Consider the following 16,355-nt stretch of genomic DNA (forward strand, 5'->3'; position numbering starts at 1 on the left):
AAAATACCTATCAATGAACTAACCAAAACACTGCTCCGTTTTGCGGTTGCAAACCTACAACCTTTTTTTATTCTGACAAGACTTTTTTTTAGTAATTTTAAAAGTTTTTTAATCCTTGTTAAACCAAAAAATATATCTCAATGAACTAACAAAACAATACCCCGTTTTGCGGGTGCAAACCTACAACCTTTTATCTAATTAATAACATAAAATTTGCAGTTTATTTATAATAAATTAACAACTCAATGATAATAAAATAGTTATACCTCAAACAAAAACAAAACCTCCTCCTCTTTTCATACTAACAACGACTACTGATAAAAGAAAACACACAAATAAATACATGTTTTTAAAACGCCAAGTCTTGTCCTATATATATAACTACATAATTAATCAATTAAATGTGCCTTATATATTGTATGGATTTTATTATCGTATTATCTTTGCGCCTTTAATTAGAAAAAGATGATCAAGATTACATTACCAGATGGTTCGGTTAGAGAATACAATAGCAATGTTACAGCTATCGATGTAGCAAAAGATATTAGCGAAGGTTTTGCTAGAAATGTTATTTCTGCAAAATTCAACGAGACCACTATCGAAACCACCACCGAATTAACCACGGATGGTAATCTTGTATTGTTTACATGGAGAGATGATGAAGGTAAAGCTGCTTTTAGGCATTCTACATCTCATGTTCTTGCTCAAGCATTAGAGGAATTATATCCAGGTGTAAAACTATCTATTGGTCCCGCTATTGATAATGGTTTTTATTATGATGTAGATTTAGGGGATCAAACTATCTCTGAAAAAGATTTCAAGACGATTGAAAATAAAATGATTGAAATCGCACGAGGTAAACATGAGTTTAAAATGAGAGCTGTTTCTAAGGCAGAAGCTTTAGACAAATATAAAAATGAAGGTAACGAATATAAGGTTGAATTAATAGAGAATCTTGAAGATGGTACCATTACATTTTGTGATCATGATACTTTTACAGATTTATGTCGCGGAGGTCATATTCCAAACACAGGATTAATCAAGGCTGTAAAAATCATGAGTGTTGCTGGAGCATATTGGCGTGGTGATGAAAAAAACAAACAACTTACTCGTGTATACGGAACCTCTTTTCCTAAACAGAAAGAATTAAAAGAATACTTAGAGCTACTAGAAGAAGCTAAAAAAAGAGATCATCGTAAATTAGGAAAAGAACTTGGCCTTTTTACTTTTTCTCAACGAGTAGGTCAAGGCTTACCTCTTTGGCTTCCTAAAGGAGCTGCACTGCGTGATCGTTTAGAGCAATTTCTAAAAAAAGCACAAAAGAAAGCTGGTTACGAAATGGTAGTTACCCCGCATATTGGACAAAAAGAACTATATGAGACTTCTGGTCACTACGCAAAATATGGGGAGGATAGTTTTCAACCAATTAACACCCCTGCAGAAGGAGAAGAGTTTTTATTAAAACCAATGAATTGCCCTCACCATTGTGAGATATACAATAGTTCTCCATGGTCATACAGAGATTTACCAATACGCTACGCAGAATTTGGTACCGTTTACAGATATGAACAAAGTGGAGAGCTTCATGGTCTTACTCGTGTGCGAGGTTTTACTCAAGATGATGCGCATATTTTCTGTACTCCTGATCAATTAGATGAAGAATTTAAAAAAGTAATAGATCTTGTTTTATATGTTTTTAAGTCTTTGGGGTTTGACAACTTTACAGCACAGGTATCTCTAAGAGATTTAAACAATCCTGATAAATATATTGGAGATGTTTCTAACTGGGAAAAAGCGGAGAATGCTATTATAAATGCAGCAAAAGATAAAGGCCTAGATTATGTAATAGAAAGTGGAGAAGCTGCTTTCTATGGTCCTAAACTAGATTTTATGGTAAAAGATGCTCTAGGAAGAAGCTGGCAACTAGGAACTATTCAGGTAGATTACAACTTACCCGAACGTTTTGACCTTACATATAAAGGTAGCGACAATGAACTTCATAGACCAATTATGATTCATCGAGCTCCTTTTGGAAGTTTAGAACGATTTATCGCTATTTTATTAGAACATACAGGCGGTAACTTCCCATTATGGCTTATGCCAGAGCAGGCTATTATACTCTCTATCAGTGAGAAATATGAAAAATACTCGGAAAAAGTTTTAAATTTGTTAGAAAATGCCGAAATTCGCGCCCTTGCCGATCATAGAAATGAAACCATTGGTAAAAAAATTCGTGAGGCAGAAATGAATAAATTTCCTTATATTATAATTATAGGGGAACAAGAAGAAAATAATAATACTATTTCTGTTAGAAAACATGGAGGAGAAGATTTAGGATCTATATCTATCGAAAAATTTTCTAATTTTGTAAAAGAAGAGATTAATAAAACCCTTAAGCCGTTTAACGGATAATAAAAAATAAGTTTAATTTAAATTTTTAAGTCATAGCAATAAGAAGAAGAAGGTCTCAAAAGCCATTAAGAGTAATCAAAGAAGATGCACACAGAATCAATCACAAAATCCGTGTTGATGAAGTTCGTCTTGTAGGTGACAATGTAGAAGTTGGTGTGTACCCAATAAAAAAGGCACAACAACTCGCAGAAGAGCAAGAGCTTGATCTTGTTGAAATCTCACCTAAAGCAGTTCCCCCTGTTTGTAAAATAATGGATTATAAAAAATTCCTTTATGAACAAAAGAAAAGAGACAAAGCCTTAAAATCGAAAGCTACAAAGGTTATCATCAAAGAAATTAGATTTGGTCCTAACACAGATGAGCATGACTACGAATTTAAGAAAAAGCATGCTATCAAATTTTTATCTGAAGGTGCTAAACTAAAAGCTTATGTATTCTTTAAAGGGCGTTCTATTATTTATAAAGATAAAGGACAAATCTTATTACTTAGACTAGCTCAAGAATTAGAAGAGTATGGTAAGGTAGAACAAATGCCTAAATTAGAAGGTAAACGAATGATTATGTTTATCGCTCCAAAAAAATAAAACAATTCTTCCTTAATAAAAGGAATGATGTACGATAATAAGTGAGATTATAAAAACAAGGATACAATGCCTAAAATGAAAACGAAATCTAGTGCTAAAAAGCGTTTTAAGCTTACTGGTACTGGTAAAATAAAAAGAAAGCACGCTTTTAAGAGTCATATCTTGACAAAAAAATCTAAAAAGCGAAAGCTTGCTTTAACGCACTCAACATTAGTGCACAAAAGCGATGAAAATAGTATTAAAGAACAATTACGTTTAAAGTAATTTTTTTTAATCAGGTTACATTAATATAAACCCAGGAGTTAGGCTTTTTCAGCAAAGTATATTTACATAGGTAAGTCTACTTGTAGAAAATACAAAGAGTTGATTATTGACCGCCTACTACTAAAAATTTAAAATTATGCCAAGATCAGTAAATTCCGTTGCGAAAAGAGCCAGAAGAAAAAAGGTTCTTAAGCAAGCAAAAGGTTATTTCGGACGTCGTAAAAACGTTTGGACAGTAGCAAAAAATGCGGTGGATAAAGCGATGCAATATTCGTATAGAGACCGTAGAAACAAAAAGAGAACTTTCCGTGCTTTATGGATTACCCGTATTAATGCAGGTGCCCGTTTACATGGTATGTCTTATTCACAATTTATGGGAAAAATAAAAGCTAATAATATCGAATTGAATCGTAAGGTTCTTGCAGATTTAGCAATGAATAGCCCAGAAGCTTTTAAAGCTATTGTAGATAAAGTAAAATAACTCTTTTATTAAAAACAATATATCTCACTTATAAAAAAATCCCACCTTCGAGTGGGATTTTTTATGCGCAAAACCTGTTTTTTGTGTATTTTAACGATAAAAACAGTATTTTATCGTAAAAAATTCATTGTTATTAGTATTTTTTCATTACATTTAAAAAAACTAGATAGCACGATCAATAAATCATTGTTTATTTGGTTTATTGTTGAAATATCACGCAAATTTCATCATACTATTTTACACTTGGGGTTTTATTAAAATTAGGCTTTTGTAGTATAAAAAAAGACCGTCAAAACATACCCCTGAATGATCCTTAATTGGTTAAAAAAAATAAAACCCCTCAAAAAACAATCTTTCGCTGAGAATTCAGATGAACAGCAAATAATTGGTCTAATAGATTTTCTTTGGAAAGAAATAGATGCTCCAAATAATGTTCCTGCTATAAAAGCTAAAATTAAAACTTTTAAAACCTTATCATATTCAAAAAAAGTCAAATCACTACCTGAATTATATTTATGCTTAGAAGAACATATCACTGAAAAAAATACAGTTAAACAATCTGATATTTTTTTTTTAAGAAATCAAGTTACTGAAAAATATAGCTCATTATTACAATACAAATCTTTCAAATTAATATTTGACCCTATAAAAGAGCAAGAATTAATTCTTTGCAAAGTTTTTTTATCAGAAGTACTTAAAAAATCATCAGAGTTAATAGGACACCACAATGACCCTATTATCATAAAAATCAAAAACTATCTAGACACACCATATAACTTTACAACAATAGATGTCATAAAGGAAAGAAAAAAGCTTTTGGATTTTTCTAACCAAATATTTCTAAAAATAAAAAATAGTATTGGTATAAATGCAATCACTAATATCTATTTAATAATTTACAAAAAACACTTTCAATCATATCATTTATTAGATTCATTTACTGCTATATTAAACGTAATCCCTGAAGAGATTCTTGCCAAAGACTTAATTAATTTTCCTAGCAAGCAACAAATGCATAAAATGTTGCAAAAGCAACTATATAGTCTAGAAGAGATAAACGAGAGACTCACAAAAGAAATAATTGAAAGAAAAAAAGTAGAAGAAGAATTAAAGTATAGTGAACACTTAAAAACAACCATGCTAGAAACTGCAATGGATGGTGTCATCCTTGTAAATAGCAAAGGAGTTGTACTAAACTGGAATAAGCAAGCAGAAAATATACTAGAACTAGAAAGAGAAGAAACAATTGGTCATAGCATCTATTCCTTGGTTCCTTATAAATTACGACAAGAACTTAAAAGAAGTCTTACCAATTACATAAAAAATGGACATGATGAGTTAATTAATAAACGAGTAGAAACCTCTGTAAACAAAAAAAATGGGGAAGTAATATATATTGAACTCACTATCATTGCAATAGAAACCAAAGATGACTATCTGTTTAACGGTTTTTTCAGAGATATAACCGATAGAAAAATTATAGACAATGAAATCAGAGAAGCCAAAGTATTAGCCGAAAAATCTGCAAAAGCAAAATCGGTTTTTCTATCAAATATGAGTCATGAAATCAGAACTCCTCTCAATGTTATTCTTGGACTTACTGGTATTTTACAAAAAGGCAACTTCAGTAATCCAAAAATTGACAGAAAAAATCTTGATGGAATTCAATTTTCTGCTGAGAATCTTTTAATTTTGATCAATGATATCCTTGACTTTTCTAAAATAGAAGCAGGAAAGCTTACCTTACATAAAACAGATTTTAATCTACATGATTTAATTAACAATATATCAAGAGGATTCAAAATAAAAGCTGACGAAAAAGGATTAAAGTACACCACAAACATCCTTTCTTCTGTACCTAAATTTATTGTCGGAGACCAACTACGTCTCAATCAAATTCTAATTAACCTATTGGGTAATGCTATAAAATTTACTCAAACTGGAGAAGTTAGTATCACAATAAAGGCAAAAGAAATAAATGGTAAGTATATTACTATTAATTTTTCTGTAAAAGATACTGGAGTAGGTATACCAGAAGATAAACTCAACAATATCTTCGAAAGCTTTTACCAAATACACAAACCAGGAAAAAATAAAATTGAAGGAACAGGACTTGGACTTTCAATATCAAAACAACTTATAGAATTGCAAGGAGGAGTACTTAATGCGAAAAGTGAAACAGGTAGTGGATCAACCTTTGATTTTTCTATCATGTATGCAAAAAGTAATTTCAGATCTACAGATACAAATTTGCAAAGCCTCTCCTCTACTCAAAATCATAATAACCTGTCAGGAATGAAAGTACTTGTTGTAGAAGATAACAAAATGAATCAGTTCTTTATTAAGCAATTATTTTCTAATTGGAACATGATTATAGATATTGCCGATAATGGTAAAATAGCATTAGAAAAAATTGAACATTCAGAGTATGATCTGATCCTTATGGATATGCATATGCCTGTTATGGATGGTCCCGAAACAGCAGAACGCATACGTAAATCTGATAACACAAAAACAAGACAAACTCCTATCATTGCATGCTCTGCAGATGTATTTCCAGAATCAAAAAAAAGAGCTACAGCCTCTGGAATGGATTTTTACCTCACCAAACCTCTAAGCGAAAAAGCCCTAGAAGAAATACTCCTGAGTCTTCAAGTAAAAAAACAACTATTGGCACCAGAGGCCTTCAATACAGATATATTTTGTGATTTATCTTTTTTGAAAAAAACTTTTGATAATGATCCCAAAGTCATTCAAGAAGTTCTTCAAATTTTTATTGATGAAACACCACAAGACTATCAAAAATTAAAACAAGCAGTGATCAATCAAGAATTAAATATTATAAAAGGAATTGCGCATAAGCTTAAATCTAGTTATAGAACTATAGGGCTGCACAATGAAACAGAGCTTTTAGAAAAAATCGAATATCTATCAAAAGACATGTCAGAAATCGTTACACTTTCAGAACATTTCAACAAACTAGATAACACCTACTCTCAAATCATTATAGAAGTTAAACAACATATCAAAGATTTCTCTTCTTAAATACCTCAAAAAAGAAAATATCTTTTCCTCTCTATTAGTATCTTTGCCAGTATGCAAAATCAGATTCATAGTCATCAAAATGATAAAATAAAATTTCTTCACCAACTCAAAGAAAAATCACGAGTTCGCAAAAGAGAAAAACGTTTTATTATAGAAGGAAAACGTGAGATTACTTTAGCCCTACAAGGAGACTATACAATAACACAACTATATTACTGCAATTCTATTTGTAGTCATGAAGAAGTTTCTGTACTACTAAGCATATCAAAAAATCAAATTGATCTCTTTGAAATTTCCTTAGAAATATATCAAAAACTAGCATATAGAGTAACTACTGAAGGAGTTTTAGCCGTAGCAATCTCTAAAGATATGGATATAAATAAGTTTTCCTTAGCTACCAAAAACCCTTTAATCCTTATTGCTGAAGCCCCAGAAAAACCAGGAAACATAGGAGCACTGTTACGTACTGCTGATGCTGCACAACTAGATGCTGTTTTTATCGCAAATCCAAAAACAGATCTATACAACCCCAATATTATACGGTCTAGTGTAGGCTGTATATTCACCAATACTATTGCAACTGGATCTTCACAGGATATTATAGCGTTTTTACACCATAAACAAATTGATATCTATGGTGCCGCACTGCAAGCATCAGTAGATTATCATACTCAAGATTACACCAAGCCTACAGCCATTGTAGTAGGTACAGAAGCTACTGGGTTAAGTGATCTTTTTATAAAAAACACCTCTCAGAATATAAAAATACCAATGAGTGGCGTTATAGACTCAATGAATGTTTCTGTCGCCGCAGGTATTCTTATATTTGAGGCAAAGCGACAACGAGGGTTCCTGTAAAGAACAAAGAGATAGTTTTAAGCTATAAAATCAATTAAAAATCACTACCTTACCAGTTCCTACATATGTCAAAAAAATAAATTACTAATTGCTCTAAATCCATGACCCCTAATTCTCTTTTTTTTTTATTGATAGCAATCATCGTTATTGTATTTCTAATAGATTCTTTATTAGATTTCTTAAACGCCAGACATTACAGTAAAAAAATCCCAGATGAACTTACAGATGTTTACCCTGAAGAAGAATACCAAAAATCTATAGCATATAAAAAAACGAATTATAAATTCAAGCTAGTCTCTTCTACCTTCTCTCTGATCATTATGATTCTATTTTTCTTTATAGAAGGTTTTGCTCTAGTAGACTCTATAGCCAGAAGTTTCTCTGATAATCCGATTATTATTGGGCTTATTTTTTTTGGAATAATAATGGTTGGTAGTGATATTCTTTCTACCCCAGCCACTTATTATCAAATTTTTGTGATTGAAGAGAAATTTGGTTTTAATAAAACTACTGTTAAGACATTTTTTATAGATAAAATAAAAAGTTTGATTATGATGGTCATTGTGGGCGGAGGGCTTTTAGCAGTAATCATATGGTTCTATCAGCTCACAGGAGACTCATTTTGGATATATGCATGGGTATTAGTATCAATATTTACGATGGCAATGAATATGTTTTATGCAAAACTTATCGTACCTATTTTTAATAAACAAACTCCACTAGAATCAGGAGAACTTAGAGATACTATCAAAGCGTACTCCAAGAAAGTTGGTTTTCAACTAAAAGATATTTTTGTCATCGATGGCTCCAAAAGAAGTACCAAAGCAAATGCATACTTTTCTGGTTTTGGTAGTGAAAAACGAATTACACTTTATGACACCTTAATAAAAGATCTTACCAATGAAGAAATCGTTGCCGTATTAGCCCATGAAGTAGGTCATTACAAAAAGAAACATGTAGTTGTCAATTTACTTTTATCGATCTTACTTACAGGTTTAACACTATGGTTACTCTCACTATTCATTACAAACTCAACACTATCAGAAGCATTAGGAGTACAAACACCATCATTTCATATAGGACTTATCGCATTTGGTATCTTATACAGTCCTATTTCAGAAATTACTGGATTAATAATGAATATGGTATCTAGAGCCTTTGAATATCAAGCAGACGATTATGCAAAAGACACCTATAATAGTGAAGCGCTAATCAGCAGTTTAAAAAAACTTTCTAAAAACAATCTGAGTAACCTAACACCCCATCCCGCTATGGTATTTATTCATTACTCGCACCCTACCCTATTACAAAGAATAAAAAACCTACGGCAATAAAATACCTCAAAAAAAACTCACAAAGTATTCACCCTTAATTTAGAAGCAAGCTTTCATAGATTTAAATCTCACTTAGTAAGTAAATACATTGCTCGAGTACTTGGTGATTACATTTCTTAATTGTACATTTAATTACTAAAGGCAAAAAAATTAGAGAGAACAATTACTATCGTTTTATATTATTTTGAAGCATCTAGCAAAAATAAATAGTATTAGAAGATAATTTGATTTGAGAAATGGTATAAAATAGTTTTATTTGCTTTTTTAGTTAATGGGGATATATCACATGCATTATTTAAATAGGGCTTTCTTAAAAAAACTTTATGTTATATGACTGAAGCTGCTATAGAAAAGGAAAACAAAGAAATTGCCAAGCAATACAAAGAGTTATTGCGCATTAGCTATAGAGATTTATCTAAAGAAGACAAATCCCTAATACGCCAAGCATTTGATGTTGCCGTTGATGCACACAAAGATCAACGTCGTAAAAGTGGCGAAGCCTATATTTTTCACCCCATTGCAGTAGCAAAAATTGTAGCAAGTGAGATCGGACTAGATGCCACCTCTATTGCCGCAGCATTACTTCATGATGTAGTAGAAGACACAGAATACACACTAGTAGATATCGAGCAAATGTTTGGAGAAACGGTAGCTCGCATTGTAGATGGTCTTACCAAAATTTCTTCCTTAAAAAAAGATAGAGATATCTCTTTACAAGCAGAGAATTTTAGAAAAATGTTACTCACCCTTAATGATGACGTACGAGTAATCATCATTAAAATTGCAGATCGTTTACACAATATGCAAACAATGGATGCAATGCGTCCAGATAAACAAGTAAAGATTGCATCAGAAACCCTATACATATATGCTCCATTAGCACACCGTATTGGTTTATATAATATCAAAACAGAATTAGAAGATTTAGGGTTAAAATATACAGAACCCGAAATCTATAAAGATATTCTGGAAAAAATCAAAGAAAGTAAAGAAGAGCAAGACGAATACATTAAAAAGTTTTCGGATCAGATTAGAGAAGGCCTTGATAGAGAACGATTGAACTATGATATAAAAGGACGTCCAAAATCTATTTTTTCTATTCGTAGAAAAATGGTCAAACAAAATATTGCATTCGATGAAGTATACGACAAATTTGCTATTCGAATCATCTATAAATCCGACCTTGAAAATGAAAAATTCATTGCCTGGAAAATATATACTGTAGTAACCGATTATTACAGACCCAACCCAATTCGTTTGCGAGATTGGATTTCTCAACCAAAATCCACAGGGTATGAAGCCTTGCATATAACCGTAATTGGGCCAGATAGCAGATGGGTAGAAGTACAAATACGTAGTGAGCGTATGCACGAAATTGCAGAAAAAGGATATGCCGCTCATTATAAATATAAGAATACAGAAGAAAAACAAGACCAAGGATTAGATGGTTGGCTAAACAGGCTACAAGAAGCACTAGAAAATTCTGAAAGCAATGCTGTTGATTTTGTAGAAGAATTCAAGCTAAATCTATATGCCAAAGAAATATTTGTCTTTACTCCCGAAGGGGATTTAAAATCGCTCCCAAAAGGAGCAACTGCCCTTGATTTTGGTTTTAGTGTACACACAGAAATCGGTCTAAAAACCAGAGGAGCACGTGTAAATGGTAAATTAGTCCCCTTAAGTCATGAACTCAAAAGTGGAGATCAGGTAGAAATCATTACCTCTACCAAATCAAAACCCTCCTCTAGCTGGCTTGACTATGCCACCACAGCAAGATCCAGATCAAAAATAAAATCTGCCTTACGCGATGAAAAAAAGCAAATTGCAGAAGATGGCAAAGTAATACTCAAACGTAAACTTCGCTCTCAGAAAATTGCACTAAACGAAAAAGTAGTCAATGAACTCGTGCTCTACTTTAAACTCAAAACAAGTCTTGACTTATACTACAGAGTAGGTATAGGAACTATCGATAATCAAAAGATCAAAGAATTTGCCACTACGCGAAGTAATGTTTTTATGAATTTTATCAAAAACAAAATTCGCAGAGGAAACCTCAAAGATCTCAACAAACCAGAAATCACCTCCAAATACGACCTTCTTGTTTTTGGTAAAGACTCAGAAAAACTAGAATACAAACTATCTAATTGCTGTAACCCAATACCTGGAGATGATGTTTTTGGATTCATTACAGTAAACGAAGGCATAAAGGTGCACAAAAATAATTGTCCAAACTCATTACAACTACAAAGCAATTATGCGTATCGAATTATCAATGCCAAATGGATCGACTCTAGCCAAGAAGAATTCAGAGCAGTAATCAGACTTAATGGTATCGATAATATAGGAGTCGTCAACGAGGTAACACAAGTCATCTCAAACAATATGAGTCTTGCCATCTATAATATGAATTTTGATACCAATGATGGCGTTTTTACTGGTAAAATAACCGTAGGAGTAAAAAACAAAAACACATTAAAGACGGTGATAAAAAATCTTACAAAAATTAATGGTATTGATAAAGTAATAAGAGAATAATATGAGTACCTTTTCAATATAAAAAGAAGACAAATCAATAGAATTATTTTATTCATTTATCTGATTATCTATAAGAAAACGAGCCGAGGATACTTTTTTTGAGAATACATACATATTCGTTCTCAAAATCCGAGTCTCACTAACAAAAAATAATGTAACTTTGCGTTTTTAAATGTATGAGTACTAAAGCCACAACACAAAACGACCAGAACATTGTAAAAAATGTTTTTACTAGTTTTCTAGAAGAAAACGGTCATAGAAAAACACCAGAAAGATACGCTATACTTCAAGAAATCTATGAAAGCGATGAGCATTTTGATATCGAATCCTTGTATATCAAAATGAAAAACAAAAATTATAGGGTTAGCCGTGCTACTTTATATAACACCATAGAGCTTTTATTAGACTGTAAGCTAGTAAGGAAACATCAATTTGGGCAGAATCAGGCACAATATGAAAAATCATATTTTGATCGACAACATGACCACCTCATATTGACAGATACAGGAGAAGTGATGGAGTTTTGTGATCCTAGAATTCAATCTATAAAAAAAACAATAGAAGAAATTTTTGATGTAGATATTACAAACCATTCTCTATATTTCTACGGAACAAAGAAAAAAACAACTAATCAAGACAACTCATAATGGCAGTAAACTTATTACTTGGTCTCCAATGGGGAGATGAAGGTAAAGGAAAAATTGTAGACGTTCTTACAAAAGACTATGACATCATTGCACGATTTCAAGGAGGGCCCAACGCAGGTCACACCTTAGAATTTGATGGCATCAAACATGTATTACATACAATTCCTAGTGGTATTTTTCATGACAAGGCTATTAATTTGGTTGGAAACGGTGTCGTAATTGACCCCGTTATATTCAAAAAAGAGTTAGACAATCTTAGTAAATTCAATCTAGACTACAAATCCAAACTATTAATTTCAAGAAAAGCACACCTAATTCTTCCTACGCATAGAATTCTTGATGCCGCATCAGAAGCATCAAAAGGAAAAGCAAAAATTGGATCTACCTTAAAAGGGATTGGTCCTACTTATATGGATAAGACTGGTAGAAATGGTATCAGAGTAGGTGACCTAGAATTAAGTGACTGGAAAGATCGCTATCGTGCCTTAGCAAATAAGCATGAAGCCATGATTGATTTCTATGATTCAAAAATAGAATACAATCTAAAAGAATTAGAAAATGACTTTTTTGAAGCTGTAAAAGTCTTAAAAACACTAACCTTTATTGATAGTGAAGAATACCTTTACCAAGCTCAAAAAGAAGGTAAAACAGTATTGGCAGAAGGAGCGCAAGGATCTTTATTAGATATAGACTTTGGTACATATCCATTTGTAACATCTTCTAATACCACTGCCGCTGGAGCTTGTACAGGATTAGGGATTGCACCCAACAAAATAAAAGACGTTTTCGGGATATTCAAAGCATACACTACACGAGTAGGTAGCGGGCCATTTCCAACAGAATTATTTGATCAAGACGGAGAAACAATGGCCAAAGTAGGTAACGAATTTGGAGCTACCACAGGAAGACCTAGAAGATGTGGTTGGCTTGATCTTGTTGCCCTAAAATATGCAGTGCATGTGAATGGTGTAACAAAGCTTATGATGATGAAAGGAGATGTATTAAGTGGTTTCAAAACCTTAAAAGTATGTACAGCATACGAATATCAAGGTAAAAAAATCACACACCTACCCTATAATATCGAACCAGAAAATGTAACTCCTATATATACAGAAATCAGTGGATGGTCTGAAGACCTTACAGGAATGACAGATGCCGCACAACTCCCAAAAGAGTTAAATGAATATATAGCGTTTCTAGAAAAAGAATTAGAAACACCTATTACCATCGTTTCTGTAGGTCCTGATAGAAAACAAACTATACATAGATAAGAAAAGACAATCATATCTAATAAAAAATACCACTCATCAGAGTGGTATTTTTTTTATTGTATCCAGAAGTTATCTCCTCAAGTGGATTTATGAAACATTTTCACACTTTACATTTAGAGTTTAGTAGTAATACGATTTACACATAAAAATCTCGTATAAGTGTTTAGTTGCTGGTTAATGCTTTGTGGTTGTAATACCAGTTATACTTTGAATTTACTGTAAAAAGAAAATCAGCTATTTTTTGTTTATGCAAAGAAGAAAAAATCAGCATAGCAATAGCTACGGTTAATTTTTATTCTGAAGCATAGGCGAAAAAGAGAATTTTATTGCGGTAAATTCAAAGTGTAAATGGTATAACTTCGTTATTCATTATTAGGAATTCGCTATTCAAAATTATTTTTACATTTAGAATTTTGCGATTTTACATCCCTTCTTGTATATGGTTCCCAGCCTACGCTGAGAGGACAGCAAATACTTTAGTTTTTGGTTTTAATTTCTATATTCAGTATTCAGTGTTCAACATTCACAAACTCCTTTTTCATTTTACATTTAAAACTTTGCAGTTTCACATTTTATAATGAAGTAGTACCATCTTTATTAGGCTTTACATCAATCACTCGTTCTAGTTTCTTTTTGGTTTTCTTTTTACCACGAGGAAACTCCTTAAACGAATTTATTTGTCTAAATATATAGATATCATCATTCCCTTTACCCCCATTACGATTACTAGCAAAGTATCCCATTTTGCTCTCCTCATTAATAATAAAAGTAAAATCATCCTTAGGACTATTAATAGGTGCTCCCAGATTATGAACCTCAACAGTACCATCGGTATTAAACATTGCCATAAAAATATCCAATCCTCCTTTTCCCTCATGACCATTACTAGCAAAAAACAATTTCCCTGTATCGCTCACAAACGGAAAAGTTTCTCTTCCTGGAGTATTGATTTGATCTCCCAAATTTCTAGGAGTTCCAAAATTACCATGTTCATCAATCGTTACTACATAAAGATCTGATTGCCCATAACTTCCTTTCATATCACTAGCAAAGTATAAGTATTTACCATCTGGTGATAATGCAGGATGTGCAATCGAGTATTCGTCACTATTAAAAGGTAGCTCCTTTATATTTCTCCATTTTCCATCTATATAATCAGCCTTATAGATTTTTAATAAAACCAATTGATCTTTACTCCTCTTAGGTTTTCTTTTTGAGTAGTTATTACGTGTAAAATAGATTGTTTTTTTATCAACACTAAACGTTGCAGAAGACTCATGAAATTTGGTATTGATATTACCCTTTAATTTCTGAACCTTATGCGTATCATGTTTCTTCTTGACGGCATACAAATCCAAAAATGGATCATTATTCCACCCATGCAATACCTCAGAAAAGCTATTTTTATTTCTTGAAGAAGCAAATACCAGCCCCCCTTCATGAAAGGCAGGAGCATAATCAGAATATTTTGAATTAATTTTCAGGTTCTTGATCACAAAATTCTCATGTGCTGGATCTATCCCCTCCTTATTAGTAGTGGTATTAGTATACAACATTGATGACAAGCCATCAATCTTATCTGTAGACGTACTAGCCTTGAGGCTCATAACATATCTATCTCTATATACTGGGTGTACCTTATGTGAATACATTGATAGCAATACCCAATACCACTGCGCTGCAGTTTCTAAATCTCCTGTCAAATAATATGAATCCCCTAGTTTTTCATATAATTCTTTTGATTGTCCCCCTTTTTTCAATGCTTTTAGATACAATTTCTTTGCATCAGCAAAAGCATGTTTTTCAAAAGCTGTATTCGCTCTTTGCAACTGTCTTTCTTGAGAAAACAATGCTCCCCAGAAAAACAAAAAAAATAGAACCCCGTAGTTTTTTCTCAAAAACATCTATTATTTTTTTTATCGATACTATTACGACCTCATCATCGCTTTTTACAAAACCAATACTGTATCGATCTTCAATACACTTTGGCTTAATAAATTACGACCAACAATGTCTTTTATAAAATATATGACGATGCTATCCCCATAGCACAAATCGGTTGTTTTATTGTTATTTCCCAGTGCAATTTACTGATGCTTAGTCAGATCATGTGTTAAAAAATCAAAAAAATATCATTTTCATCTGCCTTTTTTTCAACAATAACCTTTCATCCTATAAAACAAACACATCATCCTTTTTTTATCGCAAGCAACAAAAAAAAACCAACAAAAAAAATGATCTATATCAACATACCTTACCATTCACAGTAGATGTAATATTTAGAATTTAGTTGATGGTTGGTGGTTTTTGGTTCTATAATTCAGTATTGGGAGTTCGCTATTCGATATTTCTACAATTAGATATTCAAAATTACTTTATCTTTAGATTTGCTAAAAACAACGTTTTTAGATAAGCATACAGTAATCAAATATGAAAATTAAAAAAATACTAGTACTACCTCTTATTATCATCTCCTTTTCTTGCTCAAATGAAATAAGCCTAAATTATTTAACAGGAACTTGGGTAGAAAATGAATCAAGTGATTTATATGACTCTAGCAACATCCATGAAATTATTTTTTCAGAAGACGGAACGTATCAAAACAGGATATTAGATTTAAAAGGAAATGTAATTAATAAATTTGATGGAACATTTGAAATAGACAAAGAGAAAAAAATAATTAAAATAACAAATTCTGGTTATGTCATAAAGGACATGAGTTTGACCCAACTAACTGAATCTAATTTAACAGCTAAAATCATTGAAGATTTTGAAGGGACAACAGAATTGAGTTTTCACAAAAAAACTCTTTGATGCGCTACCATCCTCCTATACGTTTACGTTCTGCCTGTTGTTCTTTGGTAGCCTCTGGGGTAGCAATACTACTAGGATATAAAGGTCTGGGGAATCCCGCTGCTTTACGA

The 16,355-nt window shown here is 32.1% G+C and carries 12 protein-coding genes; 11 read left to right on the forward strand and 1 reads right to left on the reverse strand.

The window, feature by feature from the left end:
• Positions 1-465 precede the first annotated feature (465 nt).
• From thrS to DG508_RS13730, 10 genes are all read left to right on the forward strand, one after another.
• Positions 466-2,412 carry a threonine--tRNA ligase gene (gene thrS, locus DG508_RS13685; RefSeq protein WP_108868692.1) on the forward strand — a complete coding sequence of 649 codons (1,947 nt, stop codon included), beginning with the start codon at positions 466-468 and terminating at the stop codon, positions 2,410-2,412.
• A 74-nt stretch (positions 2,413-2,486) separates the two neighbouring features.
• The gene (gene infC, locus DG508_RS13690) at positions 2,487-2,996 is read left to right on the forward strand and encodes a translation initiation factor IF-3 (RefSeq protein ID WP_255412568.1); all 510 of its coding nucleotides are present in this window, start codon (positions 2,487-2,489) and stop codon (positions 2,994-2,996) included.
• A gap of 66 nt (positions 2,997-3,062) precedes the next feature.
• Positions 3,063-3,260, forward strand: a complete 198-nt coding sequence (rpmI, locus tag DG508_RS13695; RefSeq protein WP_027394180.1) for a 50S ribosomal protein L35 — start codon at positions 3,063-3,065, stop codon at positions 3,258-3,260.
• A 136-nt stretch (positions 3,261-3,396) separates the two neighbouring features.
• A complete protein-coding gene (rplT, locus tag DG508_RS13700) occupies positions 3,397-3,741 on the forward strand; it encodes a 50S ribosomal protein L20 (RefSeq protein ID WP_103867281.1) in 345 nt (114 codons plus the stop codon).
• A 306-nt stretch (positions 3,742-4,047) separates the two neighbouring features.
• Complete coding sequence (locus DG508_RS13705; protein WP_108868694.1) at positions 4,048-6,786, forward strand: ATP-binding protein; 2,739 nt, start codon at positions 4,048-4,050, stop codon at positions 6,784-6,786.
• A gap of 51 nt (positions 6,787-6,837) precedes the next feature.
• Positions 6,838-7,644, forward strand: coding sequence for a TrmH family RNA methyltransferase (locus DG508_RS13710; protein ID WP_108868695.1), 807 nt, complete (start codon positions 6,838-6,840; stop codon positions 7,642-7,644).
• A 101-nt stretch (positions 7,645-7,745) separates the two neighbouring features.
• Positions 7,746-8,978, forward strand: coding sequence for a M48 family metallopeptidase (locus DG508_RS13715; protein WP_108868696.1), 1,233 nt, complete (start codon positions 7,746-7,748; stop codon positions 8,976-8,978).
• 330 nt (positions 8,979-9,308) lie between these two features.
• A complete protein-coding gene (locus DG508_RS13720; protein WP_108868697.1) occupies positions 9,309-11,513 on the forward strand; it encodes a RelA/SpoT family protein in 2,205 nt (734 codons plus the stop codon).
• 176 nt (positions 11,514-11,689) lie between these two features.
• The gene (locus DG508_RS13725; RefSeq protein WP_103866520.1) at positions 11,690-12,160 is read left to right on the forward strand and encodes a Fur family transcriptional regulator; all 471 of its coding nucleotides are present in this window, start codon (positions 11,690-11,692) and stop codon (positions 12,158-12,160) included.
• Positions 12,160-13,431: an adenylosuccinate synthase gene (locus DG508_RS13730; RefSeq protein WP_103866519.1), complete on the forward strand. Its 1,272-nt coding sequence runs from the start codon at positions 12,160-12,162 to the stop codon at positions 13,429-13,431. Before DG508_RS13725 ends, DG508_RS13730 begins: the two co-directional genes overlap by 1 nt.
• A 572-nt stretch (positions 13,432-14,003) precedes the next feature.
• Here the strand turns inward: DG508_RS13730 and DG508_RS13735 are convergent.
• Positions 14,004-15,335, reverse strand: coding sequence for a TolB family protein (locus DG508_RS13735; RefSeq protein WP_108868698.1), 1,332 nt, complete (start codon positions 15,333-15,335; stop codon positions 14,004-14,006).
• 526 nt (positions 15,336-15,861) lie between these two features.
• Here DG508_RS13735 and DG508_RS13740 point away from each other — a divergent pair.
• The gene (locus tag DG508_RS13740; protein ID WP_108868699.1) at positions 15,862-16,245 is read left to right on the forward strand and encodes a hypothetical protein; all 384 of its coding nucleotides are present in this window, start codon (positions 15,862-15,864) and stop codon (positions 16,243-16,245) included.
• Positions 16,246-16,355 lie beyond the last annotated feature (110 nt).

The organism is Aquimarina aquimarini, from assembly GCF_900299535.1.
Lineage (GTDB): Bacteria > Bacteroidota > Bacteroidia > Flavobacteriales > Flavobacteriaceae > Aquimarina > Aquimarina aquimarini.

Excerpts from the sequence above, each read along its gene's own strand:
- thrS (WP_108868692.1), top strand. The coding sequence starts at position 466 with ATGATCAAGATTACATTACCAGATGGTTCGGTTAGAGAATACAATAGC.
- rpmI (WP_027394180.1), top strand. The coding sequence starts at position 3,063 with ATGCCTAAAATGAAAACGAAATCTAGTGCTAAAAAGCGTTTTAAGCTT.
- rplT (WP_103867281.1), top strand. The coding sequence starts at position 3,397 with ATGCCAAGATCAGTAAATTCCGTTGCGAAAAGAGCCAGAAGAAAAAAG.
- DG508_RS13705 (WP_108868694.1), top strand. The coding sequence starts at position 4,048 with ATGATCCTTAATTGGTTAAAAAAAATAAAACCCCTCAAAAAACAATCT.
- DG508_RS13710 (WP_108868695.1), top strand. The coding sequence starts at position 6,838 with ATGCAAAATCAGATTCATAGTCATCAAAATGATAAAATAAAATTTCTT.
- DG508_RS13715 (WP_108868696.1), top strand. The coding sequence starts at position 7,746 with ATGACCCCTAATTCTCTTTTTTTTTTATTGATAGCAATCATCGTTATT.
- DG508_RS13720 (WP_108868697.1), top strand. The coding sequence starts at position 9,309 with ATGACTGAAGCTGCTATAGAAAAGGAAAACAAAGAAATTGCCAAGCAA.
- DG508_RS13725 (WP_103866520.1), top strand. The coding sequence starts at position 11,690 with ATGAGTACTAAAGCCACAACACAAAACGACCAGAACATTGTAAAAAAT.
- DG508_RS13730 (WP_103866519.1), top strand. The coding sequence starts at position 12,160 with ATGGCAGTAAACTTATTACTTGGTCTCCAATGGGGAGATGAAGGTAAA.
- DG508_RS13735 (WP_108868698.1), bottom strand. The coding sequence starts at position 15,335 with ATGTTTTTGAGAAAAAACTACGGGGTTCTATTTTTTTTGTTTTTCTGG.
- DG508_RS13740 (WP_108868699.1), top strand. The coding sequence starts at position 15,862 with ATGAAAATTAAAAAAATACTAGTACTACCTCTTATTATCATCTCCTTT.